This window comes from Enterobacter cloacae complex sp. IR53041 (assembly GCF_049238285.1).
Lineage (GTDB): Bacteria > Pseudomonadota > Gammaproteobacteria > Enterobacterales > Enterobacteriaceae > Enterobacter > Enterobacter roggenkampii.
Genome location: NZ_JBMKHB010000006.1, coordinates 157,103 through 181,478, shown reverse-complemented (window position 1 = coordinate 181,478; position 24,376 = coordinate 157,103). Strand labels below are relative to the sequence as shown.

Here is a 24,376-nt window from a genome sequence, read left to right as displayed (position 1 = left end):
AGCTGAACAGGAGGGACAGCTGATAGAAACAGAAGCCACTGGCGCACCTCAAAAACACCATCATACACTAAATCAGTAAGTTGGCACCATTACCAAAATTGGCAGCAGAATGCTTTGGTACATTCTGGCTGGTATTTGGTGGCTGCGGTAGCGCCGTTCTGGCAGCAGCATTCCCGGAATTAGGTATCGGTTTTGTCGGCGTCGCGCTGGCATTTGGTTTAACCGTATTAACCATGGCCTTTGCCGTGGGGCATATTTCCGGCGGTCATTTTAACCCGGCAGTGACATTAGGTTTATGGGCCGGCGGTCGTTTTCCGGCGAAAGAGGTAATTGGTTATATTGTCGCTCAGGTGGTGGGCGGTATTATCGCAGCGGGCGTTCTGTACGTCATTGCCAGCGGTAAAGCTGGCTTCGACGCGGCGGCCAGCGGCTTCGCCTCTAACGGCTTCGGCGAGCATTCTCCGGGCGGTTATTCCATGCTGTCTGCCATCGTGATTGAAATTGTGCTGACCGCAGGTTTCCTGTTGGTGATCCACGGCGCAACCGACAAACACGCGCCAGCCGGTTTCGCGCCGATTGCCATTGGTCTGGCACTGACGCTTATCCACCTGATCTCCATCCCGGTCACCAACACCTCCGTTAACCCGGCACGCAGCACCGCCGTCGCCATCTTCCAGGGCGGCTGGGCGCTTGAGCAGCTCTGGCTGTTCTGGGTGATGCCGATTATCGGCGGCATCCTGGGTGGCGTGCTGTACCGCACCCTGCTGGAAAAACGCGATTAATTGCGCGCGGTGTCGGGTGGCGCTAACGCTTACCCGACCTACGTGAGTGTGCACTTGTAGGCCGGGTAAGGCGCAGCCGCCACCCGGCTTTTTTATTGCCGCTTTACTGAACAGTCTTTATTGGGTAGTGTCTCTGGCGCTCAACAGATACTCAAAAGGACCGGCTGTTCATGTTTTCAGGACTCCTCATTATTCTGCTGCCCCTGATTGTGGGCTATCTCATCCCGCTGCAAAGAGAATCCGCATTACGGCTTATCAACCGTTTTCTCAGCTGGATTGTTTACGTCATTCTTTTCTTTATGGGGATCAGCCTGGCCTTCCTGGATAATCTGGCGACGAATCTGCTTTCCATCCTGCATTATTCTGTGGTCACCGTGGTGGTTATTTTGCTGTGTAATATCGCCGCATTATTCTGGCTTGAGCGCACCGTTCCGTGGAAAAACCATCATCATCAGGAAAAACTGCCTTCCCGAATTGCGATGGCGCTGGAATCATTAAAACTGTGCGGCGTCGTGGTGCTCGGTTTTCTTCTTGGGCTGACCGGCTGGGCATTTTTACAGCACGCGACAGAGGCCAGTGAATATACGCTAATTTTCCTGCTGTTCCTGATCGGTATCCAGCTGCGAAATAATGGCATGACGCTGAAGCAAATTGTTTTAAACCGTCGGGGAATGATGGTTGCGGTCATTGTGGTCGCCAGTTCCATGGTGGCGGGCGTGATTAACGCTTTTATTCTCGACCTGCCGCTGAAAACCGGCCTCGCGATGGCGTCAGGCTTTGGCTGGTATTCCCTCTCCGGTATCCTGCTGACCGAATCCTTTGGCCCGGTCATCGGCAGCGCCGCCTTCTTTAACGATCTGGCGCGCGAGCTGCTCGCCATTATGCTGATCCCGGGGCTGGTTCGCCGCAGCCGCTCTACCGCGCTGGGCCTGTGCGGCGCGACGTCGATGGACTTTACCCTGCCAGTATTACAACGCTCTGGTGGACTGGAGATGGTGCCCGCCGCCATCGTTCACGGCTTTATTTTAAGCCTGCTGGTTCCGGTTCTGATGGCCGTCTTCTCGGCCTGATACCTCTTTGGCGGTAGGGTGCCTGCCGCCAAAATTGCGCTAAATCAATCTCCCTCTATTTTGTAGCAGAAAGCCCTTTTCTCCGTTCTGGCACAGGCATAATCTTAAACATGTATATCAAATATAACTTTAACAGGTGTGATTATGTTTTGTGTGCAATGTGAACAAACCATCCGTACCCCGGCAGGCAATGGCTGCTCTTACGCACAGGGTATGTGCGGCAAAACCGCAGAAACATCTGACCTGCAGGACCTGCTGATTGCCGCCCTGCAAGGCCTTTCCGCATGGGCGTTTAAAGCCCGCGAATATGGCATCATCGACCACTACGTCGACAGCTTCGCCCCGCGCGCCTTCTTCTCCACGCTGACCAACGTTAACTTCGACTCTCCGCGCATTGTTGGCTATGCCCGCGAAGCCATTGCCCTGCGTGAAGCGCTGAAGGCGCAGTGCATGAAGGCGGATGCTAACGCCCGCGTGGAAAACCCGATGTCTGACCTTCAGCTGGTGAGCGACGATCTCGGCGATCTGCAGCGTCAGGCGGCAGAATTCACCCCAAACAAAGACAAAGCAGCGATTGGCGAGAACATTCTCGGCCTGCGCCTGCTGTGCCTGTACGGCCTGAAAGGCGCTGCGGCCTATATGGAACACGCGCACGTGCTCGGCCAGTACGACAACGACATCTACGCCCAGTACCATAAAATCATGGCGTGGCTGGGCACCTGGCCTGCCGATATGAACGCGCTGCTGGAATGCTCAATGGAAATCGGCCAGATGAATTTCCGCGTGATGAGCATTCTGGACGCGGGTGAAACCGGCACCTACGGCCACCCGACGCCGACGCAGGTCAACGTCAAAGCGACCGAGGGCAAATGCATCCTGATCTCCGGTCATGACCTGAAAGATCTCTACAACCTGCTGAAGCAAACCGAAGGCACCGGCGTTAACGTCTATACCCACGGTGAAATGCTGCCAGCGCACGGCTATCCGGAGCTGCGTAAATTCAAGCACCTGATCGGTAACTACGGCAGCGGCTGGCAGAACCAGCAGGTGGAATTTGCCCGCTTCCCTGGTCCTATCGTGATGACCTCTAACTGCATCATCGACCCGACCGTGGGCGCGTATGACGACCGCATCTGGACCCGCAGCATCGTCGGCTGGCCGGGCGTGAGCCATCTTGAAGGTGACGATTTCGGACCGGTGATAGCGCAAGCGCAGCAGATGGCAGGCTTCCCGTACAGCGAGATCCCGCATCTGATCACCGTCGGCTTCGGTCGTGAAACCCTGCTCGGCGCCGCCGATTCGCTGATTGACCTCGTCAGCCGCGAAAAGCTGCGCCACATCTTCCTCGTCGGCGGCTGCGACGGCGCGCGCGGCGAGCGTAACTACTTCACCGATTTCGCCACCCGCGTGCCGGAAGACTGCCTGATCCTGACCCTGGCGTGCGGTAAATACCGTTTCAACAAGCTGGACTTCGGCGACATCGAAGGCCTGCCGCGCCTGATCGATGCGGGCCAGTGTAACGATGCTTACTCGGCCATCATTCTTGCCGTTACCCTGGCGGAAAAACTGGGCTGCGGCGTCAACGATCTGCCGCTCTCGCTGGTGCTCTCCTGGTTTGAGCAGAAAGCGATTGTCATCCTGCTTACTCTGCTTTCTCTGGGCGTGACCAACATCGTGACCGGCCCGACCGCGCCAGGCTTCCTGACGCCGGACCTGCTGGCGGTGCTCAATGAAAAATTCGGTCTGCGCTCCGTGACCAACGTTGAAGACGATATGAAGCAGCTGCTGAGCGCGTAAGGAGTAATTTATGACCATGCCAACCTCACAATGCCCGTGGCGGATGCAGGTGCATCACATCCATCAGGAGACGCCGGATGTGTGGACGCTGTCGCTGCTGTGCCACGACTACTATCCGTACCGTGCGGGTCAGTATGCGCTGGTTAGCGTTCGCCATTCGGCGGACACCCTGCGCGCCTACACCCTCTCCTCCACGCCGGGCGTGAGCGAGTACATCACGCTTACCGTCCGCCGCATTGATGACGGCGCGGGCTCGCAGTGGCTGACCCGTGACGTGAAGCGCGGAGATTACATCTGGCTCTCCGACGCGCAGGGTGAATTCACCTGTGACGACAAAGCGGACGATAAATTCCTGCTGCTGGCGGCGGGCTGTGGCGTAACGCCGATCATGTCGATGCGCCGCTGGTTGGCAAAAAACCGCCCGCAGGCCGACGTGCAGGTGATCTTCAGCGTGCGCTCTCCGGACGATGTCATTTTTGCCGAGGAGTGGCGTGATTATCCGGTGACGCTGGTGGCTGAGCACAACGCAACGCACGGTTTTGTGCCCGGTCGCCTGAGCCGCGAGCTGCTGCAAAGCGTGCCGGATATCGCGAACCGCACCGTGATGACCTGCGGCCCGGCGCCGTACATGGCTATCGTGGAAGAAGAAGTGAAAGCGCTCGGCGTGACCCGTTTCTTCAAAGAGCAGTTCTTCACGCCGGTGGCGGAAGCGGCAACCAGCGGGATTCAGTTCACCAAACTGCAGCCTGCGCAGACCTTCTTTGGCCGCGTGGGCACGACGCTGCTGGAGGCGCTGGAAAGCAACAACGTACCGGTGGCGGCGGCCTGCCGTGCCGGGGTGTGCGGCTGCTGTAAAACAAAGGTGGTTTCCGGGGAGTACACCGTCACCAGCACCATGACGCTGTCCGACGCGGAAATTGCCGAGGGTTACGTGCTGGCGTGCTCGTGCCACCCGCAGGGCGATCTGGTCCTCACATAAACAATAAACGTTCGTTCGTAGGCCCGGTAAGCGTCAGCGCCACCGGGCTTTTTTGCCGGGTGGCACTGCGTTTACCCGGCCTACAACCCCCCTACCGCCACGCAGGTGTTTTCCCAGCGCAAACCGCCCTGCCCCTAAAAACGCCACCGCCAGCGAGCCGATAAAGAAGTACACCAGGCTTTCAATCGCCCATGCCCCGACCTTGTCGAGCGCGAATGTCTCATCCAATCCCACCATCAGCCACGCCACGATCATCGTAAACGCCAGCACCAGCGCGGCCGGGCGCGTAAAGAGCCCGACAATAATCAGGATCGGTGCCACCACTTCGCCAATCAACACGCCGTAGGCAATAAACCCCGGCAGCCCTTTCTCCACCAGCATGCCGCTGATAAAGCCCACCCCACCAAACAGCTTATGCAACCCATGAAAGAGCATCAGCCCACCGACGGCAAGTCGTAACAAGAGTTTGCCGAGATCGTCGCACGATAGCTTTTCATTAACAGCAATTAACAATGATTTAACCATTTGAAATGATTCCTGTTTTCACTGAGATATGACCAGATTATGCCGAAGCGTTGCGCGTGAAAAGCACCTTTTAATTGGGGGGATCTGACGGGCAATACGGAGACTTTCTTCTAAGCTTGTAAGCGTTATCACAAAAAGGAGACGGACAACCATGAAACAAACCGTGGCTGCATATATAGCGAAAACGCTCGAACAGGCTGGCGTAAAACGTATCTGGGGCGTCACCGGCGATTCCCTTAACGGACTCAGCGACAGCCTCAACAAGATGAAGACCATCGAATGGATGCCGACCCGCCATGAAGAGGTTGCCGCGTTCGCCGCAGGTGCTGAAGCGCAGCTTACGGGTGAACTGGCCGTCTGCGCCGGATCCTGCGGGCCGGGTAACCTGCACCTGATCAACGGCCTTTTCGACTGTCACCGTAACCACGTTCCGGTGCTGGCGATTGCCGCCCACATCCCCTCTTCCGAAATCGGCAGCGGCTATTTTCAGGAGACGCATCCGCAGGAGCTGTTCCGTGAATGCAGCCACTATTGCGAACTGGTTTCATCCCCGGAGCAGATCCCGCAGGTTCTGGCGATCGCCATGCGCAAGGCCGTGCTGAATCGCGGCGTGTCCGTGGTCGTTATCCCGGGCGACGTGGCGCTCAAGGCCGCGCCGGAAGGAGCCAGCACCCACTGGTATCACGCGCCGCAGCCGGTGGTGACCCCAGCCGAGGAGGAGCTGAAAAAGCTGGCGCAGCTGCTGCGTTACGCCAGCAATATCGCCCTGATGTGCGGCAGCGGCTGTGCGGGCGCGCATAAAGAGCTGCTGGAATTTGCCGGAAAGCTGAAAGCCCCGATCGTCCACGCCCTGCGCGGCAAAGAGCACGTCGAATACGACAACCCTTACGATGTGGGGATGACCGGTCTGATCGGTTTTTCCAGTGGCTTCCACACCATGATGAACGCCGACACGCTGATCCTGCTCGGCACCCAGTTCCCGTACCGCGCGTTTTACCCGACGGATGCCAAAATCATTCAGATTGATATCAACCCGGCCAGCATCGGCGCGCACAGCAAGGTCGATATGGCGCTGGTGGGCGACATCAAATCCACCCTTGCCGCCCTGCTGCCGCTGCTGGAAGAGAAAACGGACCGCAAATTCCTTGATAAAGCATTGAGCGACTATCGCGATGCCCGCAAGGGGCTGGACGACCTGGCCAAACCGAGCGACAAAGCCATTCACCCGCAGTATCTGGCGCAGCAGATCAGCCATTTCGCGGACGACGACGCCATTTTTACCTGCGACGTAGGCACGCCAACCGTCTGGGCGGCACGCTACCTGAAAATGAACGGCAAACGCCGACTGCTCGGCTCGTTCAACCACGGCTCGATGGCTAACGCCATGCCGCAGGCGCTGGGCGCAAAAGCGACAGCGCCGGAGCGTCAGGTGGTGGCGATGTGCGGCGACGGCGGGTTCAGCATGCTGATGGGTGATTTCCTGTCGGTGGTGCAGATGAAGCATCCGCTGAAAATCGTGGTCTTCAACAACAGCGTGCTGGGCTTCGTGGCGATGGAGATGAAGGCTGGAGGCTATCTGACGGACGGCACCGAACTGCACGACACCAACTTTGCCCGCATCGCCGAGGCCTGCGGCATCACCGGCATCCGCGTGGAGAAAGCGTCCGAGGTGGATGAAGCCCTGCAGCGCGCCTTCTCCATCGACGGCCCGGTACTGGTGGATGTGGTCGTCGCCAAAGAGGAGCTGGCCATCCCGCCACAGATCAAGCTGGAGCAGGCCAAAGGCTTTAGCCTGTACATGCTGCGCGCCATCATCAGCGGGCGTGGTGACGAGGTGATCGAACTGGCAAAAACCAACTGGCTCAGGTAAAACATCTGGCATCGCCTTTTTAAATATAAGGACATGCCATGATTGATTTACGCAGTGATACCGTTACCCGCCCGAGTCGCGCCATGCTCGAAGAGATGATGGCCGCCCCGGTCGGGGACGACGTCTACGGCGATGACCCGACGGTCAACGAGCTGCAGCGCTACGCCGCAGAGCTGAGCGGAAAAGAGGCCGCCCTGTTCCTGCCCACCGGCACGCAGGCCAACCTGGTGGCGCTGCTCAGCCACTGCGAGCGCGGTGAAGAGTATATCGTCGGCCAGGGCGCGCATAACTATCTCTACGAAGCGGGCGGTGCCGCGGTGCTCGGCAGCATTCAGCCGCAGCCGATCGACGCTGCGCCGGACGGCACCCTGCCCCTTGATAAAGTCGCGGCGAAAATCAAAGCCGATGATATTCATTTTGCCCGCACCCGTCTGCTCAGCCTCGAAAACACCCACAACGGCAAGGTCCTGCCGCGCGAATACCTGAAGGCGGCGTGGGAGTTTACCCGCGAGCGCGGGCTCGGTCTGCACGTGGATGGCGCGCGCATCTTCAACGCCGTGGTGGAATACGGCTGCGCGCTGAAAGAGATTACGCAATATTGCGACTCGTTCACTATCTGCCTCTCTAAAGGGCTGGGCACCCCAGTGGGTTCCCTGCTGGTGGGCAATGCGGACTACATCAAGCGCGCCAACCGCTGGCGTAAAATGACCGGCGGCGGCATGCGCCAGGCGGGTATTCTGGCGGCTGCCGGGCTGTATGCCCTGAAAAACAACGTGACGCGCCTGAAGGACGATCACGACAACGCCGCGTGGATGGCGGCCGAGCTGCGTGAAATTGGCGCCGACGTGATGCGCCACGACACCAACATGCTGTTCGTCCGCGTGGGCGATGACCACGCCGCTGCGCTTGGCGAGTTCATGAAAGCACGTGGCGTGCTGATCAACGCCTCACCTGTGGTGCGTCTGGTCATGCATCTCGACGTCAACCGCGAGCAGCTGGCCGACGTGGTAAAACACTGGCAGGCGTTTTTACAGCGATAAGGAGCATCACGTGCCGCAACGCATTCTGGTGCTCGGCGCCAGCGGGTATATCGGTCAGCATCTCACCGCGGCGTTAAGCCAGCAGGGGCACCAGGTGCTGGCTGCGGCACGCAATACCGAACGCCTGCAAAAACTCGGTTTGCCGGGCGTCACCTGTCACAACGTTGACCTCAACTGGCCGAAGGCGCTTCCCGCGCTGCTGGAAGGGGTTGATACGCTTTACTACCTGGTGCACAGCATGGGTGAAGGCGGAGATTTTATCGCCCACGAGCGCCAGGTAGCGATGAACGTCCGCGATGCCCTGCTGCAAACCCCGGTGAAGCAGGTGATTTTTCTCAGTTCACTTCAGGCACCTGAACGCGAGCAGTCCGATCACCTGCGCGCCCGCCAGCTGACGGCGGACATCCTGCGGGGGGCCAATATCCCCGTCACCGAACTGCGCGCCGGGATCATCGTCGGCGCCGGTTCTGCCGCCTTCGAAGTGATGCGCGATATGGTCTACAACCTGCCGGTGCTCACGCCGCCGCGCTGGGTCCGTTCGCGCACCACGCCGATTGCGCTGGAGAACCTCCTGCATTATCTGGTGGCCCTGCTGGATCACCCGGCAGAGAAACATCGCGTGCTGGAAGCGGCAGGCCCGGAAGTGCTGAGCTATCAGGCGCAGTTCGAACATTTCATGCGCGTCAGCGGCCGCCGCCGCTGGCTGATCCCCATTCCCTTCCCGACGCGCTGGATTTCGGTGTGGTTTTTGAATGTCATCACCTCGGTGCCGCCGACGACCGCCAAAGCGCTGATCCAGGGGCTGAAGCACGATCTGCTGGCCGACGATCGCGCGCTGCGCGCCTTAATTCCTCAGGATCTGATCCGCTTTGACGACGCCGTGCGCAATACGCTGAAGGAAGAAGAGCAGCTGGTGAACTCCAGCGACTGGGGCTACGACGCCCAGGCCTTTGCCCGCTGGCGGCCAGAGTATGGTTATTACCCGAAACAGGCGGGCTGCACGGTGAAAACCTCCGCGAGCCTGGCCGCGCTCTGGGAGGTGGTGAACCAGATTGGCGGCAAAGAACGGTATTTCTTCGGTAATCTCCTCTGGCAAACGCGCGGGGCGATGGACCTGCTGGTGGGCCACCGGCTGGCGAAAGGCCGCCCGGCACGCCCGTATCTTGAGGTGGGCGACGCGGTCGACAGCTGGAAGGTGATCATCGTCGAACCGGAAAAACAGCTGGCGCTGCTGTTCGGCATGAAAGCCCCGGGGCTGGGCCGACTCTGCTTTACCCTGAAAGACAAAGGCGTTCATCGTGAACTGGACGTGCGCGCCTGGTGGCATCCGCACGGAATGCCGGGTCTGTTCTACTGGCTGTTGATGATCCCTGCCCACCTGTTTATCTTCCGGGGAATGGCGAAACGCATTGCGCAACGGGCAGAACAAAAGACGGAAAAGATCTAAATAAAACTCTCTTTCTTTCACCTTTCCCATTGCATAGCGCCGTAATTCACGAAAGAATGCGCACGAAATTCTTTTCAACACAGTGGATAGCTATGAAGGTACTGGTTACCGGGGCGACCAGCGGCTTAGGCCGAAATGCGGTCGAATTTCTGCGCAACAAGGGCATCAGCGTCAGGGCTACCGGTCGCAACGAAGCGATGGGTAAACTGCTGCAAAAAATGGGCGCAGAGTTCGTCCATGCCGACCTGACGGAGCTGGTCTCCTCGCAGGCGAAGGTGATGCTCGCCGGTATCGACACGCTATGGCACTGCTCCAGTTTTACCTCCCCGTGGGGGACCCAGGAAGCCTTCGACCTCGCCAACGTGCGGGCCACCCGTCGTCTGGGGGAATGGGCCGTTGCCTGGGGCGTGCGTAACTTTATTCATATCTCGTCACCGTCACTCTATTTCGACTATCACCACCACCGTGACGTGCAGGAAGATTTCCGCCCTGCTCGCTTTGCCTGTGAGTTTGCCCGCAGCAAGGCGGCCAGCGAAGAGGTCATCGACCTGCTGGCGCAGTCAAACCCGCACACCCGCTTTACGGTCCTGCGTCCGCAGAGCCTGTTCGGGCCGCACGATAAGGTATTTATTCCGCGTCTGGCGCAGATGATGCACCATTACGGCAGCGTGCTGCTGCCGCGCGGCGGCGATGCCCTTGTGGATATGACCTACTACGAAAACGCCGTTCACGCCATGTGGCTGGCCAGCCAGCCGGACTGCGATAAGCTGATCTCCGGTCGCGCCTACAACATCACTAACGGCGAACCCTGCACGCTGCGCAGCATTGTGCAGCGGCTGATCGACGAGCTGCAGATCAACTGCCGTATCCGTTCCGTGCCCTACCCAATGCTGGATATGATTGCCCGCAGCATGGAGCGCTTTGGCAGTAAAACAGCCAAAGAGCCTGCGCTGACGCATTACGGCGTCTCTAAACTCAACTTTGACTTCACGCTGGATATTTCGCGGGCGGAGAATGAGCTGGGGTATAAACCGGTTGTGACGCTGGATGAAGGGATTATGCGCACGGCGGCGTGGCTGCGGGATCACGGGAAGCTGCATCGCTAGCCTTTTTGCCCGGTGGCGGCCTCGCCTTACCGGGCCTACAACGGCTCCGTACTGACCCCTCGCCCCTTAGCCTCATGTAGGCCGGGTAAGCGCAGCGCCACCCGGTAAAAGACAGAGGGTGCAAATACGAAAACGGCAACCCGAAGGTTGCCGTTTGCTTTTACAGAGCCGTCCAGGCATCAGCCCACGCCAGGCCAGCGCCGGGTTCGTAGTATGCCGGGGCATTGTTACACCAGCCGCTGTACGGGAACGGTTTGCACTGGAACAGTTTACCGTGGTTGTTCACGATATCACCTGCGTTGTACTTGCTGTTCGCGCTCCACGCGGCGTAAGAGCCGGAAGTGCCTTCGTCCTTAGACTCGGCTTTCGCTTTCACATTCAGCAGGTAGGACGTGGTGCTGGTCAGTTCACCATCGCTGACGGTCAGGCCGATTTCGTACTGCTGAGCCGTTGCAGACTCTGGCGCCTTGAAGGTCACCACCGCTTTGTCCTGACCGGTCACGGTCTGGCCATCCTGGGAACGCCAGGTGTAGGTCAGCTTGTTACCGTCGGCGTCGGTAGAGCCTTCCGCGCTCAGGGAAACCTGCGCACCCGCTTCAACCGCCCCGATTGGGCCCGCAATCTGCGCCACAGGGGCGTGATTCACGGTAGCCGGTTCAACAGGGGTGGTATCTTCCGCTGGCGTCGTATCCGCTGGCGGCGTGGTGTCTGCCGGGGTTTTGTCTTCTCCTGGGGTCACGGCTGAGCCGTCGTCGTTAATGATGTTCACGTTATAGAACTTCTTAACGCAGTTGGTGTAGTCACCCTCTTTGAACGCGCTGAACGGCGTCTGGTACCCCACCAGCTGGCAGGAGTAGGTCTTACCGTCCGGCGTATCCGGGCTCCACCCCCAGTCCTGCTCCCAGTAGATCTTCAGCGCGCCGGCGCCGCCTTCATCGAACTGCTTCATGTTGGCGCAGCCCAGCACTTCATTCGCCGGAACAGGCACTTTCAGGTAGTTCGCGAACTCTTTGTAGTACTTGATGCGGTTTTCAGACTGGGCAATCTCGGTTGGGCCGCCGCACTCTACGCCACCGTTGATGATCTGGGTGGTCACGCCGAAGCCCGGAACCAGACCGTTGGCTTTATCGTGATCGTTTGGCTGCCAGGTGCCGTCGATAACCTGCAGCATGCTTGGTTTTGGCGGCTGCGGATAGGCGAAGAAGAAGATCGCACTTGCCAGGTTCAGCCAGGTATCCGCCACCAGCTCAGGCTTGTCAAGCAGGTTGCGGACGGTACCAAACATCGCTTCAGAGAACGGACCGTAGTTATAGTTGTAAGACAGCTGCTTCGCGCCGCGGCCAAAGTAGCTTACGAAGTCGCCGTCTTTGTCTTTACCGCATGGCCAGGTCTGCCCCTGCCAGATGTCTGGGTTACATTCGCCGTTATAGCCGCCTTTCTGGCCTTCGGTCCAGCCCATTTCACGGACGTGAACCAGGGCCTGACGCCACTCGGCTTCCGGACGCCAGCTCTCATGGCCGCCGGTTTCCTGCGCAAAGTGGGCGAACATGGTCGCCAGCTCTTTGCGGCAGATGGCGTCGCTGTCGCGACCATCGTTATAGGTCTTACACAGTGCCGGGAATTTACCAACAGCCTTCAGGAAGTTACTGTAGGTATAAGACTGAGCGCGCAGCGGGAAGAGATATTCCCAGTCGCTGGCCTTCACGATCCCTTCAACGCGCTTGACGTTGTCAGGGTTCGAGGCACGACCTGGCTCAATCTGCTCAACGAGGCTATTGTCCAGGGTCGCAATGGTATCCTTCACCGAAACCATCAGCGGGAAATTGGTCAGCTCTTTTTCCTTTTTCGCCAGATCGCTGGCTTTCATGGTGTACGGCTCACTGCTGGCCGCCTGCAGTGATGCAGCCTGGGCCATAAAGGGTGCAATACATGCCCCCGCCACGAGAACGCTCAGTAATGTCCTTTTCGTCATTTCAAATAATCCTGTATTTAAGCAACTAGGGTGAGTACATTCCCGGCTTATGTATTACTCCCTTAATAAATAAGCCAGAGAGTGTGGTTCTTTTTCATTTTCTGAAGAACACCGAAAGGAATTCTTCAAAAAATAAAAATAATGCTACGGTTATTTACCCGACTTTATTTGCTGATACTTCGCCCACACTTTATGGGCATAACGCATGCGCTGCGGATAATTTTCTTTTTTCAATCCGGCGTTATACGCGCCCACCGCTTCCCAGTTATAGCCATACACGTTTATCATCCCGGACAGGATGGAGGCGCCGACCATAATGGAGGTACAGGGCTCATTAATAAGCTGATCTTCATCAATACCCTGACGTGCTAACTCACTGAAGTGTGAGCTGTTAATCTGCATCAACCCGACGTCACGCGTGCCGTCGTGGTTCCAGCCTACCGCGTGGGGATTCATTCCGGACTCGACTTTGGCAATTGCATACAATAACCACGGATCGACATGATAATAATGTCCGGCGTTATCCCAACAGTTCGCGAATACGCTTTGACTAAACAGCAGTAAAAATATAATCACGCGTTTCATGAGCACCTGCTTTTTAAATACTGAACCTCTTCCCGCTCATCATTAGCGATAATTCTGAAGTGTTGGTCACACCCGAAGTGGGGTGTGACCAACTATTGCGGGTTGATATCATTCCCGCAATCCACGGTTCAGAAGGTTATTTGCAGTCTGTTGAAGGACCTTCTTTCACCCATACATCGCTGTTAGCCGGGTTGTCACCGCGGGTCCACCATTTGGCACGGTAAACGTTGCCCTGGTAGGTTGTGGTTTCGCCGCCGTTATAAACCAGGTCAGAACGCCAGTTCATCTTCACGTTGCTGACCAGCTCCCAGGCATCCACACCGAACCCAGGCTGGTTGCCTTGCGTCCAGTACTTCGCTTTCCACACCAGATGGTCGAAGCTCACGGTATCGCCACTGTTGTAGATTTTGCTGGCATCCCACGCGGCATATTTGCTGGCGTTAGCATCGACAGGCGCATCGCAGCTACCGGTTGCAGACCCTTCGTCAGATGGCGGAGTCACGTCATCAGACGGAGGCGTAACTTCATCAGAGGGTGGCGTTACGTCATCAGACGGAGGTGTAACCTCATCAGACGGTGGTGTAACGTCAGCCGGTTTCGGATTCACGGTTACCTGCACGTTAGACTGCACGCTGGTTTTGCCGTCGCCTACAACTACGCTCAGCGTATAGGTAGACGTGGTGGCAACGTCTGGTGCAGTAATCGTCACGTTCGCGGTATCGGTACCGGTTGCATGCATATCCGCTGGCACGCTCCAGGAGAAGGTCATCGCATCACCGTCTGGATCCACAGCCTGCGCGTGCAGAGCATAGGTTTCTCCTGCCTGCAGCGTCACTGCCTCCATTGCGTTCACGACTGGCGCCTGGTTAGCTTTTGGCGCTTTGTTCACAACCTGCACATCAATGGCGTTGCTCAGGCCTTTAGCATCCGTAACCGTCAGGCGGAACACCATGGTCTGGTCGCTGGTCGCTGCCGCAACGTTGAAGGTGGCTTTCGCTTTGGTGCTGTTGGAGAGAGTTACAGATGGGCCAGAAACCTGGGTCCATTTGTAGGTAATCGCATCGCCGTCTGGATCGCTGGAAGCAGAACCATCAAGCGTGACGGTTGCCGGGCCAGAGACGTTCTGATCCGCAGAAGACGCGATTGGCGCATGGTTGGTGACGACCGGATCGACCGGGGTAGAACCGCCCAGCAGACTTTCGTTCATCGCGTTCAGGATGTCGCCGGTATCAGAGTCAATAGACCAGGCAAAGAGTCCGCCTAGGTTTTTCGACAGCACATACTTGCCTTTAGCGGCGGTAGAGCGTGCATCTTCATAGGTGATCAGGTCGCCGGTAGACTTATTGAAGACATATGGCGCTTCAGCATTCGCGTCGTAACCATATTCCCAGCCAGGCTTGCCTTTGTACTCGTTAACGATCTGACGGTAGTCGACCACGCCAGGTTCCCAGGTACCTTTCACCATACCGGTTGCGGTACCCGTGAATGGATTGTCACCGGTGTAGCCATGCACGCCAGTCCAGCCGCGGCCATACATGCCCGCACCCACCACGATCTTGCCTGGCTGTACGCCCTGAGCAAGCAGCGCGTCCACGCCGTTCTCGGTGGTGTAGTTTGTGTCCGGGCGCCATGACGGCGCGCGCAGTGCGGCCTGGTGGCCCAGCTCGGTGTTGCTCCAGCCGCCGTAGAAGTCATAGCTCATCAGGAAGATGTGGTCGAGGTACTGCTGAGCAGCGGTGTAATCCACGTCTTCAATCTTATCGCGGCCCGCACCGATGGCGCTGGTCAGTTCATAGGTACGGCCAGTCTGTGCAGACAGCTCGTTCAGCATGGTGCGCAGGTCATGCATCAGGGCGGTATACGTCGCTTTATCCTGCTGCGGGTTACCCAGATGTTCGCTCACGCCGCCGCCGCCAGGGAATTCCCAGTCGATATCCACGCCGTCAAAGAACTTCCAGGTCTGCAGGAAATCTTTCACAGAGGAGACGAAGCGGGCACGGATTGCCGGGTCGCCCATGTGGAAGAACGGATCGGACAGCGTCCAGCCACCGATGGATGGCAGCACTTTCAGGTCCGGATGCGCTTTTTTCAGCGCCATCAGCTGGCCAAAGTTACCTTTGTACGGGTCGTCCCAGTTGGAGACGCCAGACTGCGGTTTTTGCAGCGCAGCCCACGGATCGTGAATGGCGACGGTATAGTCCGGACGGCCCGCGCAGTCGCGCTGCAGTACGGAGAAGCTGTTACCGCCTTCAACGGTTTTCAGGCCATCGTTGATGCCGTCGCCGCCACAGATTGGAATGAAGCCATAGAGGATGTGGTTAAGGTTCGCTGCCGGGATTTTATCAACCGGGAAGTTACGATCGTAAACGCCCCATTCAGGGAAATACGCCGCAACCACTTTATCAGTATGTTTGGCGAACGTTTTGTTGTTCTCCTGCAGCGGCGCGTTCAGCGGCAGCAGATGGCTGCCGTCGGTGTCCGCCACGATGATCAGCTTGCTGGCGCTTTTGGTACAGCCGCTGGCATTACAGACTTCCACCTGCTCCTGATAACGTCCGCCCTTTTTCACTTTAAAGGTGGCTGAGCCGCTTGCACCAGCTGCGCCGGTCCACACGGTTTTACCATCCAGCAGCACTTTTGCAGACGTTGGCGCGTCGCCGCTCCACACGTTCCACTCGACTTTCACATCCACGCCGTCGTTATGTACCTTGACGAGGCTGTTGTAATCCTGCGCGGCCTGATCCACCTCGACCAGCGCAAATTTGTCATTGCCGGAGCCGATGGTCGGCGCACCTGGCGCAGCAGCGAATGCAGAACCGGTTGCCGCTGCAATAAAGAGCGCCAGATATTTAGGCTTAATAAATTTCATTTTTCTTTCCTGATAAATTTATTCGTAAACGAAATTGATCCATGTCTTCCTTTAGAACATGGAATGATATTCACATAGTGCGTTTTTAAATACGCAGACAGCCGTTATCCAAACCTTAAAGACGCGTTGTATTCCCCCATTAAAAGATACAAGCTAAAAATCCGTGTAGCTTATGCCTTTTACGATACACTGAGGATAAAAGGTCGTCCTTCTCTTTCCTCGTCGAAAATATTGATAAAAAAACTTGACCCGGTTATTTAATAGGTATTCACAAATAGCTGGCAGGTATAGAGCGCTATTCCAGCAAAAGCCAGATAAGGTCCGAAAGCGATGGTTAGGTTATTTTTATTCGATTTATTTAATAGCAAATAACCCACTATGCCACTTAATGCGGCAATTAATTCAATCGCAGGGAGTGACTGCCAGCCGCACCAGGCGCCCAGCGCCGCCAGCAGCTTGAAATCGCCGTAGCCCAGCCCTTCCCGACGGGTAAGCAGACGAAACGCCCAGTACACCAGCCAGAGCGAAAGATAGCCTGCCACCGCGCCGAGCAGCGCATCACGCAGGAGCAGCCCGTGGCTGAAGGCGTGGAACAGCAGCCCGGCCCAGAGCAGCGGCTGCGTCAGGCAGTCGGGCAGCAGCTGGTGCTGTCCGTCAATCATCGCCAGCGGCAGCAGAAAGGCCGCCAGCACCCACAGCGAGAAAAGGGATGCCAAGTCCGGTATCCACCGGGCGGTGAGGCCAAAGAACACCGCCGTCAACAGCTCGAGTAAAAATAACCGCAGCGGAATCGGCGACTTGCAGCAACGACAGCGTCCCCGCAGCGCCAGCCAGCTCAGCAGCGGGATGTTCTCCCATGCGCGCAGTGCATGCTGGCAGACGGGACAGTGTGACGCCGGGAAAAGCAGGTTGCTGCGGCTCTCCTCCTCTAGCACCATCCCCGGCACGCGATCCACCACAACGCCGAGAAAGCTCCCCAGGATCGCGCCGAACACGCCGCTCATCGTGGCAAACCCGACGGGATAACTCTCCCGGACGAGTATCAGCCCGTTCATGCCACTTTTTTCCAGGTCAGCTGGATTTCGGCCTTCACGTCGCTCAGGTGATCCACGGGCGTGAGGTTCATTTTCTCCAGCCTGACGCCTGACGCGAGGTTCATCTCCCGCAGCCAGTTTTTTAATTCATACACGTTGACCCGGTTCACGACAAAGGCCAGAGTCTGACCGTCCTGACGAATATCGGTCAGCGTCAGGTTAATTTCATGCGCGCTATTCTCCACCACGCTGCGTGGATTATCGGTTTTCACCTGTAGCACCGGCAGATGATTTTTATCAATTTCTGTTTTCATCCAGTTTACCGTTTCAATTTGTCGCGCCAGCGTCGCCTGGCTATTTTTTATCATATTATCCAGGGGAATTATCCCTACGTAATAGATGACGGCGCTGCATAAAGCTCCCGCCGCTATTTTTAAAATGAATTTTTCTCTGGTGCTGTATTGTTGATAACGAGATGTAAACTGTGCAATTCGCGCTTTCATTTATATTTCCCTGTAATCATGGCCGTATACGGCGCGTCCTTTGAAATAGGCTGTAACGTAAAATCAAAATTCGTGCTGGCCTGATGAATGAATTCCTGTAATGCCTGCTCGTTTTGCACACTCACGCTTAATGTCAGGGCTCCCTGCGTGTCGTCATATTCAAACAGCGTAATTTCCATCGACGGAACGGACTGACGGATCTTTTCCAGTTCGTCCATCTGCAAAAAAATGCCTTTAGGCTGCTTCTTGATGTTCTGTCCAAAATGGTACTTAAGGTTGGTCTGGTGACGCATACTCGGAAAATGGTGTTGATAAAGCTCGACCATCTCCTGCTGCACCTGATTTTCCCGATCTGCCAGCATCCACGCCAGGGTGATGCGGGGGCCGAGCAGCAGGCCCAGAGAGAGAAGTCCCATCACCGCGATGGCGGCCTTCATCCCTTTCGCCGCCCTCGCGCTGGTCGCTTTCGCGCTGAACGCACCGTGCAGCACGTTGACGCGGCACGCCCGCCACTGCGGCTGGATCAGCACCAGCGGATTTTCTGCCGCCAGCTGTTCGTCAACCTCAATGCCCGGCGGGATGTCCCCGTAGCAGCGGACCTCGCCCTCTCCGGCTTTTTGCATCAGCAGCGGCAACAGGCCAACCTCAACGTTACAGGCGATATGCGGGGACAAGCGCAACAAGTAGTTCTCTTCCCGCGCAACCAGCGTGCTTCCACCCGCCGTGACCGGCAGCAGCCAGGCGTCAGGCAGGACCTGAATGACCTTCAGGCCCGCCTCGTGAAAGCGGGTCAGCCACTGCTGCAGGCGGGCGGAATCTATCGCCACGGCGTCCACCTCGGCGCCTTTTTTGTTCAGCACCGTCCAGTGGAGATCGTCCACCTCACCAATCAGAGTCTCCTCCGCCATCCACGAGAAGGCGGTCGCCTGCGACGCCATTTTCTTCGGCAGCGTAAAGTGGCGGAAGATCATCTCACTGGCGGGCAGCAGCAGACACACGCGCGCAGCCAGAGGATGGTCGGCAAGGGTATGCAGCGCCTGCGGGGTGTCCAGGGTTGTAACCTGTTCGCTTCCCGACTCACACCACATGATTTTCCCGTCCTCACGGCTGTCGGGACGAACAAAAAGGACCTGTTTCATAGCGTTCTACTTTTCTTATTCAATCATTCGGTAACGACGTTGCCACGTCACAATTTCACCGGCTTCGTTATTCACCTGAAGCTGGCTCACCACGCGAAGCGTTAACTCATCGGTATTGCCGGTGTAGTTGACGCGAAAATACCGGCTGTTGATGGAGAGCAGCCCGGCCACCTGCGGCAACTCTTCCTTCAACTGCGGGAAGGCCTGTTCCAGCGCTTTGCTGAAGACGTCCATGCTTTCCCAGCCGGTTTCCGGCCGCGACTCAATCAGGCGTACGGCATCGTCCGCGGTGAGTTTTCCCGGGAACAGGGCTGCCAGTAAGGGCGCCTGCTCCGGCGTCAGAGTATTGACATCCACCTTGCTGGCCGAGTCCGGCAGCGCGCATAACAGCTTGCTCACTTTCGGGTACGCTGCAGCAGGAAACGCCGGCAGCAGCTTGATCTCGGCAAGGGTGCGCATCATCTGATTCGCAGGCTGACGCGCCGGCACTACGCCAGACCAGGCGTCCATCTCCGCGCCCTCTTTCACCGTCGTGGCGTCGCCGTCGAGATAATCCACCAGCTGCTGATAAATTTCTTCCGCCGCCGTCTGGCTGATGCCGCCGTCCGTCAGGATCTGCTCGACAATCTTCTCTTTTCGCGGTTTTTCCGGCACGGTTGACGCATTTTGCTCCTGAGCCACTTTGTCTGCGGCCAGCAGGTTATTGACGTTGAAGCAGTCCTGCGCGTCGTCGACCTGGCTGACCACCGTATAGACTTCACCCTGCGTCTCCAGCGGCAGGTGCCAGTCGCCCGCCGGGTCGAGCGGTTTGCTCTCGCCGCTGGCGTCGTTCTGCAACCGGTCTTTCACCACTTTTTCCTGCGCCTGCATTGCCCAGCGCAGCTGCTGCTGGCTCACCTGATAGTGGGTTTTCTGCAAATTACGGCAGAACTGCTGGCTGATTTTGGCCGCCAGGGCCGACATCATGACCAGCAGGATCAGCACAACCAGCAGGGCAACACCGCGTTGCTGATGGACCCGGCTCATGGCTTCACGTCCGGCGCAGGCGCATTTTGCGGGGCAGGCACGTTTTCTGCCGCCGGTGCCACCGCTTCTGGTATCTCTCCCGGCGTGGTAAACACCCAGCGCCAGGTGTCGCCATTTTCCATGGTCAGCGTAAGCTCCACGCCGTCTGGCAGATGGGCAGAGTCACCCCAGCTTTTTTGCCAGCCCTGGTGATAAAACCGCCACTGCATCGCTTTCACCTCGCTGACGATAGGCACTTCATCGGGTTTGACGTCCGCCGGGCTGTCAATCACCGGCCAGACGTCGCGATACAGACGCCCTTCTTCCAGCCGCCAGCGCACGCGCTCCAGCTGGACCGTGCCACTCACGCCGTTCAGCGTGGTGAATTCCACGGCATCGCCATCCTGTAAAAACAGATCCGGTGCGTTGCGCGGCGCCCGCGCCTGCAGCTGGAAAAAATCGCGCTCCATCAGGCTCCAGGCACGCTGAAGCTGATTAAGCTTCGCCGCGCGGGTATCGGTTGCCGAACTGGTGCGCATCGCGCCGTCGAGAATTTGCCAGGCCAGGGTGCTGATGACCGCAAAAATGGTCAGCGCAATCATGATCTCCAGCAGGGTAAAACCGCGCTGGCGTCGGCTCGTCTTCACTTGCTCTCTTCTCCCGGCCCAATGATCTGAAGCGAAATGACCGGCTGGCTTTTATCGCCTTCGGCGTAAACGCGGATGGCATTGGCCCAACCGCTATTGGCGGTTTTCACCCGCTGCTTATGCCAGTACCAGCTGCGCCCCCCCATGATTTCCGTCCCCTGCTCCTCGGCATCGGGAAAATCGGTTTTGCTGAGCTGGGCTTCAGCCAGCTGATTTTCTGCAACCCAGCTGGCCTGCAGCGTTTCGGCCAGCCCGTGGGTGAAGCGCACGTTCAGGGAGACGGAATTCATCAGCGCCAGCGCGGCGGTGGAGAAAATGACCAGCGCCACCATCACCTCCAGGAGCGTCATCCCGTTCTGCTTAACCTTGCCTTTAGTCATCGTTCTCTACCGAAACCGGGGCCGCGCCCTGCGACACCACGCGGAAGTGATGCTGTTTGTCGTAACTTTGCAGCGTCAGCGTAAAACGCCCAATCTCACCGTCCGGCAGAAAGAGGATCTGGGGGGCGGCCTCGACGTTAGCCGCCAGACGCTGAGGCGAGAGCGACACGTGCATCTCTTCCGGGAAATCGCCTTTCGTGGTAATACGGCCGGCGGATAACGGCACCCAGTGACGTTCGCCGTTTTTATCGTCGAGCGTGACCAGCTGATATTTATCGGTAGCGATCACCAGCCCGACAATATTTCCGTCCATGACCGCGCGGTCTGAACCATAATCAACGAGGGCTTTTAATTGCTGACCAAATATATCCGCACCGCTGCGTGAGGGTATTGTTGAGACAACCATCATGGCGCAACTGGCAAATATCACCAGAGCCAGAATAATTTCCAGCAACGTAAAGCCGCGTTGATTCTTCATTATTTCTCTTTCTTATCCAGAGACCAGTTCGTAATATCGTCTGCGGTGTTGGCTTCGCCATCAGGACCGGCAGAGAAGACGTCTACGGCGCCGTGTTCACCCGGGCTGACGAGCAGATAATCGTTGCCCCACGGATCCTGCGGCAGGCGGCGAATATAGCCGTCGGCGCGGTAGCCGTTGGGAATAGGCGCGATCTCAGGCTTGGTCACCAGCGCCTGCAGCCCCTGCTCGGTCGTTGGGTAGCGGTGGTTATCGAGCTTATACATATCCAGCGAGCCTTCGAGCGCAACAATATCGCTGGTCGCCTTTTGCGCGTCCGCTTTTTCTTTGTTACCCATTAAATTGGGCACCACCATACTCGCTAAAACGCCGAGAATAACGATCACCACCATTAATTCGAGCAAGGTGAACCCCGCCTGGCGAGCCAGACGTTTTGTTTTTATAGCCATGATTTAACCTACCATATTATTAAGTTGCAGAAGCGGCTGTAATATTGACAGCACGATGAATAAAACAATCGTCGCCATGGAGACCACCAGCGCCGGTTCAAATACCGAGAGCGTTAACGTAATACGATGCTGTAGCGCCGACTCCTGGTTTTCCGCCGCGCGGTCCATTAAGTTGCCTAACTCGCCGCTCTCTTCGCCGGAGGCAATCATGTACAGCATGGTGGGCGGGAATAATTTCGCCTGCTCCAGCGCGGCATAGAGCGAGGCCCCCTGACGCACGGTATCCGCCGCCTGCTCCAGCACCTGCCGGGCGTAGAGGTTTTCGATACCGTCCATCGCGATATACATCCCTTCAAGCAGCGGCACGCTGCTCGCCTGCAGGATGCTGAGCGTGCGGATATAGCGAGCGCTGTTGATCGCGCACACCAGCTTTTTAATCGGCGAGCCGTTCACCAGCCAGCTGTGCCAGCGAAAACGGTTTTTGGCGTTTCTGAGCCAGGTCTTAAAACCAACAAACCCGCCGCCGAGGATCCCCACGATGTAGATCCCGTACGCCTGCAGGAAATCGCTCACCGCAATCAGCGTGCGGGTGGTGATCGGCAGCTGCTGCTTCATGTGGGTGAACTGCTCGATCACCTGCGGCACCACCGCCACCAGCAGAATGCTGATGACCGCGATGGCGACCACGGTGAGGGTAATCGGGTAGACCATCGCCTGCGTCAGCTTGCTCTTCATCTTCTGGCGCTGCTCGTTGTACTCCGCCAGCTTCTCCAGCACGTCGCCCAGGTGGCCGGTTTTTTCACCGGCCATCACCAGCGTGCAGTAGAGCTTGTCAAAGGTGCGCGGGAACTGGCTGAAGGCGTCGAACAGGGTGTGACCTTCCACCACCTTCTCGCGGATCTCAACCACCATTGCCGCCAGCTTTTTGTCTTCCGTTTGCTTCGAGATCGCCTTCAGCGCGCTCTCGAGCGGCAGTGCGGCGTTGACCAGCGTGGAGAGCTGACGGGTAAACATCGACAGCACCGGCGTGGAGAGCCTGGCTCCGGTTTTTGCTTTTCCGGCAGACGCCGCTTCACGGGTTTCGCTGATGCTGACGGGCATCAGCTTTTGCTCGCGCAACATCTGGCGAACCTGCTTTTGCCCCTCGGCCTGCAGCGTGCCGCGCTGGGTTTTGCCTGCGACATCCGTCGCCGTCCAGGCGTAGAAGGCCATTACGCATCCCCCCCGCGCTCGGCGGTCACACGCATCACCTCTTCCAGCGAGGTGACGCCGCTAATCACCTTCAGCAGCCCGTTTTCGCGCAGGCTGTAAGCCTGCTTAAAGAGCTGCGTCTCGATGGACATTTCGTCTTTATCTTCATGAATGGCGCGGCGCATGGCGCTGTCCACCACCAGGAACTCGTGAATACCGGCACGGCCCTGATAGCCGCTCTGGCGGCAGTGTTCACAGCCCACCGCGCGATAAATGGCTTTTGGCGGCGCGTCCATAAAGCTGAACAGCGCTTTTTCATTGGCATCCAGCGGACTGGTGGTCCGGCAGTGCGTACACAGCCGACGCACCAGACGCTGGGCAATGACACCGAGCAACGATGAACCGATTAAAAAGGACTCCAGCCCCATGTCCCGCAGACGCGTAATCGCCCCGGCGGCGCTGTTGGTGTGCAGCGTAGACATGACCAGGTGACCGGTGAGCGACGCCTGTACCGCAATTTGCGCGGTTTCACCGTCACGAATTTCCCCGATCATCACCACGTCCGGGTCCTGACGCAGAATAGCGCGCAGCCCGCGGGCAAAGGTCATGTCCACGCGCGGGTTAACCTGCGTCTGCCCCACCCCTTCCAGCTCATATTCGATCGGGTCTTCCACGGTCAGAATGTTGCGTTCGTGACCGTTCAGCGCCGAAAGAATGGCGTACAGGGTGGTACTTTTACCGGAGCCTGTCGGCCCGGTGACCAGGATAATGCCGTGCGGGCGCTCAATCAGCCCTTTTAACCTCTCCAGCTCTTCATCGATCAGGCCCAGCTTGTTGATGTCGGGCTTGAGATTGCTTTTATCGAGCAGGCGCATGACCACGCGCTCGCCGTACTGGGACGGAATGGTCGAGACGCGCACGTCGATCGCCTTGCGGCCAATGCGCAGTGAGATACGGCCATCCTGCGGCAGACGTTTTTCGGCAATGTCGAGTTTCGACATCACCTTGATACGCGACACCAGCAGCGGGGCGAGCTTACGCGCCGGTTGCAGCACCGGGCGCAGCACGCCGTCAACGCGGAAGCGAATGCTCAGCGTGCGCTCGAAGGTTTCGATATGGATATCCGACGCGCCGTCCTTAACCGCCTCGCCGAGAATGGCGTTGATCAGGCGGATCACCGGCGAGTTTTCGTCGTTATCAAGCAGATCTTCGTTATCCGGGATCTCTTCGGTTAACGCCATCAGGTCGATATCCGCATCCATGTCGTCCACCAGCTGCTGTGAAACGCCGCTGCTCTGCTGCCAGATTTTGGCCAGCATCTCGTCAAACGCTTCCGGCGTCACAGTAACCGGGACGAACGCGCGGCCCAACACCCGGCGCACTTCCAGCAGTGCTAACGCCGGGGTGTCCTCACGGATATAGACGTCATTGTTGTAAAGCAGAACGCCGTTATCTTTTGCGTAGCTGCTGCTACACAGTGTTTTACTCAGTTCGTCCACGTTGCCCCT

Annotated in this window: 21 protein-coding genes and 1 pseudogene; 8 read left to right on the top strand and 14 right to left on the bottom strand. The window is 57.7% G+C overall.

Going from position 1 to position 24,376, the window contains the following annotated elements; genetic code table 11:
- The first annotated feature begins 80 nt into the window (after positions 1 to 80).
- The 4 genes from aqpZ (at position 81) to hcr (ending at position 4,628) form a co-directional block, all read left to right on the top strand.
- The gene (aqpZ, locus tag ACOTXF_RS06960; RefSeq protein ID WP_234115177.1) at positions 81 to 782 is read left to right on the top strand and encodes an aquaporin Z; all 702 of its coding nucleotides are present in this window, start codon (positions 81 to 83) and stop codon (positions 780 to 782) included.
- Positions 783 to 952: 170 nt separating this feature from the next.
- Positions 953 to 1,852, top strand: a complete 900-nt coding sequence (locus tag ACOTXF_RS06955) for a lysine exporter LysO family protein (RefSeq protein WP_047747508.1) — start codon at positions 953 to 955, stop codon at positions 1,850 to 1,852.
- Between the two features lie 144 nt (positions 1,853 to 1,996).
- A complete protein-coding gene (gene hcp, locus ACOTXF_RS06950; protein ID WP_047747507.1) occupies positions 1,997 to 3,649 on the top strand; it encodes a hydroxylamine reductase in 1,653 nt (550 codons plus the stop codon).
- A gap of 10 nt (positions 3,650 to 3,659) precedes the next feature.
- Positions 3,660 to 4,628 carry an NADH oxidoreductase gene (gene hcr / locus ACOTXF_RS06945; RefSeq protein WP_048961915.1) on the top strand — a complete coding sequence of 323 codons (969 nt, stop codon included), beginning with the start codon at positions 3,660 to 3,662 and terminating at the stop codon, positions 4,626 to 4,628.
- A 114-nt stretch (positions 4,629 to 4,742) separates the two neighbouring features.
- Here hcr and ACOTXF_RS06940 read toward each other — a convergent pair.
- A pseudogene (locus ACOTXF_RS06940) lies at positions 4,743 to 5,153 on the bottom strand (DoxX family protein); the annotation flags it as partial.
- A gap of 151 nt (positions 5,154 to 5,304) precedes the next feature.
- Here ACOTXF_RS06940 and poxB point away from each other — a divergent pair.
- The 4 genes from poxB (at position 5,305) to ACOTXF_RS06920 (ending at position 10,616) form a co-directional block, all read left to right on the top strand.
- The gene (gene poxB / locus ACOTXF_RS06935; RefSeq protein WP_232926470.1) at positions 5,305 to 7,023 is read left to right on the top strand and encodes a ubiquinone-dependent pyruvate dehydrogenase; all 1,719 of its coding nucleotides are present in this window, start codon (positions 5,305 to 5,307) and stop codon (positions 7,021 to 7,023) included.
- A 38-nt stretch (positions 7,024 to 7,061) separates the two neighbouring features.
- Entirely contained in the window at positions 7,062 to 8,063 is a 1,002-nt protein-coding gene (gene ltaE, locus ACOTXF_RS06930; protein ID WP_126348693.1) for a low-specificity L-threonine aldolase, read from the top strand.
- A gap of 10 nt (positions 8,064 to 8,073) precedes the next feature.
- Complete coding sequence (locus tag ACOTXF_RS06925) at positions 8,074 to 9,510, top strand: SDR family oxidoreductase (protein WP_232926468.1); 1,437 nt, start codon at positions 8,074 to 8,076, stop codon at positions 9,508 to 9,510.
- 92 nt (positions 9,511 to 9,602) lie between these two features.
- Positions 9,603 to 10,616 (top strand): NAD-dependent epimerase/dehydratase family protein, encoded by a 1,014-nt coding sequence (locus ACOTXF_RS06920; RefSeq protein WP_008500006.1) that lies wholly within the window; start codon positions 9,603 to 9,605, stop codon positions 10,614 to 10,616.
- A 160-nt stretch (positions 10,617 to 10,776) separates the two neighbouring features.
- Here the strand turns inward: ACOTXF_RS06920 and ACOTXF_RS06915 are convergent, their stop codons facing one another.
- The 13 genes from ACOTXF_RS06915 to gspE all read right to left on the bottom strand — a co-directional run bounded on the left by ACOTXF_RS06915 (position 10,777) and on the right by gspE (position 24,367).
- On the bottom strand, positions 10,777 to 12,588 hold the full coding sequence (locus ACOTXF_RS06915) for a glycoside hydrolase family 19 protein (protein ID WP_316937115.1): 1,812 nt from the start codon (positions 12,586 to 12,588) through the stop codon (positions 10,777 to 10,779).
- A gap of 150 nt (positions 12,589 to 12,738) precedes the next feature.
- Positions 12,739 to 13,173: a type III secretion system invasion protein IagB gene (gene iagB, locus ACOTXF_RS06910; RefSeq protein ID WP_232926466.1), complete on the bottom strand. Its 435-nt coding sequence runs from the start codon at positions 13,171 to 13,173 to the stop codon at positions 12,739 to 12,741.
- Between the two features lie 136 nt (positions 13,174 to 13,309).
- Positions 13,310 to 16,042 carry a glycosyl hydrolase family 18 protein gene (locus ACOTXF_RS06905; RefSeq protein WP_008500009.1) on the bottom strand — a complete coding sequence of 911 codons (2,733 nt, stop codon included), beginning with the start codon at positions 16,040 to 16,042 and terminating at the stop codon, positions 13,310 to 13,312.
- 257 nt (positions 16,043 to 16,299) lie between these two features.
- On the bottom strand, positions 16,300 to 17,097 hold the full coding sequence (locus tag ACOTXF_RS06900) for a prepilin peptidase (protein WP_045352075.1): 798 nt from the start codon (positions 17,095 to 17,097) through the stop codon (positions 16,300 to 16,302).
- Entirely contained in the window at positions 17,094 to 17,579 is a 486-nt protein-coding gene (gspM, locus tag ACOTXF_RS06895) for a type II secretion system protein GspM (RefSeq protein ID WP_232926464.1), read from the bottom strand. Before gspM ends, ACOTXF_RS06900 begins: the two co-directional genes overlap by 4 nt.
- On the bottom strand, positions 17,576 to 18,718 hold the full coding sequence (gene gspL / locus ACOTXF_RS06890; RefSeq protein WP_232926463.1) for a type II secretion system protein GspL: 1,143 nt from the start codon (positions 18,716 to 18,718) through the stop codon (positions 17,576 to 17,578). The genes gspM and gspL overlap by 4 nt, the downstream gene beginning before the upstream one ends.
- Positions 18,719 to 18,733: 15 nt before the next feature.
- Positions 18,734 to 19,744 carry a type II secretion system minor pseudopilin GspK gene (gene gspK, locus ACOTXF_RS06885; protein WP_232926462.1) on the bottom strand — a complete coding sequence of 337 codons (1,011 nt, stop codon included), beginning with the start codon at positions 19,742 to 19,744 and terminating at the stop codon, positions 18,734 to 18,736.
- Entirely contained in the window at positions 19,741 to 20,370 is a 630-nt protein-coding gene (gene gspJ / locus ACOTXF_RS06880) for a type II secretion system minor pseudopilin GspJ (RefSeq protein ID WP_021240909.1), read from the bottom strand. Before gspJ ends, gspK begins: the two co-directional genes overlap by 4 nt.
- The gene (gene gspI, locus ACOTXF_RS06875; RefSeq protein ID WP_023292909.1) at positions 20,367 to 20,750 is read right to left on the bottom strand and encodes a type II secretion system minor pseudopilin GspI; all 384 of its coding nucleotides are present in this window, start codon (positions 20,748 to 20,750) and stop codon (positions 20,367 to 20,369) included. The genes gspJ and gspI overlap by 4 nt, the downstream gene beginning before the upstream one ends.
- A complete protein-coding gene (gene gspH, locus ACOTXF_RS06870; RefSeq protein ID WP_232926461.1) occupies positions 20,743 to 21,228 on the bottom strand; it encodes a type II secretion system minor pseudopilin GspH in 486 nt (161 codons plus the stop codon). The genes gspI and gspH overlap by 8 nt, the downstream gene beginning before the upstream one ends.
- The gene (gene gspG / locus ACOTXF_RS06865) at positions 21,228 to 21,677 is read right to left on the bottom strand and encodes a type II secretion system major pseudopilin GspG (protein ID WP_008500018.1); all 450 of its coding nucleotides are present in this window, start codon (positions 21,675 to 21,677) and stop codon (positions 21,228 to 21,230) included. Before gspG ends, gspH begins: the two co-directional genes overlap by 1 nt.
- A 3-nt stretch (positions 21,678 to 21,680) precedes the next feature.
- Positions 21,681 to 22,889: a type II secretion system inner membrane protein GspF gene (gene gspF, locus ACOTXF_RS06860; protein WP_023343664.1), complete on the bottom strand. Its 1,209-nt coding sequence runs from the start codon at positions 22,887 to 22,889 to the stop codon at positions 21,681 to 21,683.
- On the bottom strand, positions 22,889 to 24,367 hold the full coding sequence (gspE, locus tag ACOTXF_RS06855) for a type II secretion system ATPase GspE (RefSeq protein WP_270588824.1): 1,479 nt from the start codon (positions 24,365 to 24,367) through the stop codon (positions 22,889 to 22,891). The genes gspF and gspE overlap by 1 nt, the downstream gene beginning before the upstream one ends.
- Positions 24,368 to 24,376: the final 9 nt, after the last annotated feature.

Coding starts and splice junctions, on each gene's coding strand:
- ACOTXF_RS06955 (WP_047747508.1), top strand. CDS start 953: ATGTTTTCAGGACTCCTCATTATTCTGCTGCCCCTGATTGTGGGCTAT.
- hcp (WP_047747507.1), top strand. CDS start 1,997: ATGTTTTGTGTGCAATGTGAACAAACCATCCGTACCCCGGCAGGCAAT.
- hcr (WP_048961915.1), top strand. CDS start 3,660: ATGACCATGCCAACCTCACAATGCCCGTGGCGGATGCAGGTGCATCAC.
- poxB (WP_232926470.1), top strand. CDS start 5,305: ATGAAACAAACCGTGGCTGCATATATAGCGAAAACGCTCGAACAGGCT.
- ltaE (WP_126348693.1), top strand. CDS start 7,062: ATGATTGATTTACGCAGTGATACCGTTACCCGCCCGAGTCGCGCCATG.
- ACOTXF_RS06920 (WP_008500006.1), top strand. CDS start 9,603: ATGAAGGTACTGGTTACCGGGGCGACCAGCGGCTTAGGCCGAAATGCG.
- ACOTXF_RS06915 (WP_316937115.1), bottom strand. CDS start 12,588: ATGACGAAAAGGACATTACTGAGCGTTCTCGTGGCGGGGGCATGTATT.
- iagB (WP_232926466.1), bottom strand. CDS start 13,173: ATGAAACGCGTGATTATATTTTTACTGCTGTTTAGTCAAAGCGTATTC.
- ACOTXF_RS06905 (WP_008500009.1), bottom strand. CDS start 16,042: ATGAAATTTATTAAGCCTAAATATCTGGCGCTCTTTATTGCAGCGGCA.
- ACOTXF_RS06900 (WP_045352075.1), bottom strand. CDS start 17,097: ATGAACGGGCTGATACTCGTCCGGGAGAGTTATCCCGTCGGGTTTGCC.
- gspM (WP_232926464.1), bottom strand. CDS start 17,579: ATGAAAGCGCGAATTGCACAGTTTACATCTCGTTATCAACAATACAGC.
- gspL (WP_232926463.1), bottom strand. CDS start 18,718: ATGAAACAGGTCCTTTTTGTTCGTCCCGACAGCCGTGAGGACGGGAAA.
- gspK (WP_232926462.1), bottom strand. CDS start 19,744: ATGAGCCGGGTCCATCAGCAACGCGGTGTTGCCCTGCTGGTTGTGCTG.
- gspI (WP_023292909.1), bottom strand. CDS start 20,750: ATGACTAAAGGCAAGGTTAAGCAGAACGGGATGACGCTCCTGGAGGTG.
- gspH (WP_232926461.1), bottom strand. CDS start 21,228: ATGAAGAATCAACGCGGCTTTACGTTGCTGGAAATTATTCTGGCTCTG.
- gspG (WP_008500018.1), bottom strand. CDS start 21,677: ATGGCTATAAAAACAAAACGTCTGGCTCGCCAGGCGGGGTTCACCTTG.
- gspF (WP_023343664.1), bottom strand. CDS start 22,889: ATGGCCTTCTACGCCTGGACGGCGACGGATGTCGCAGGCAAAACCCAG.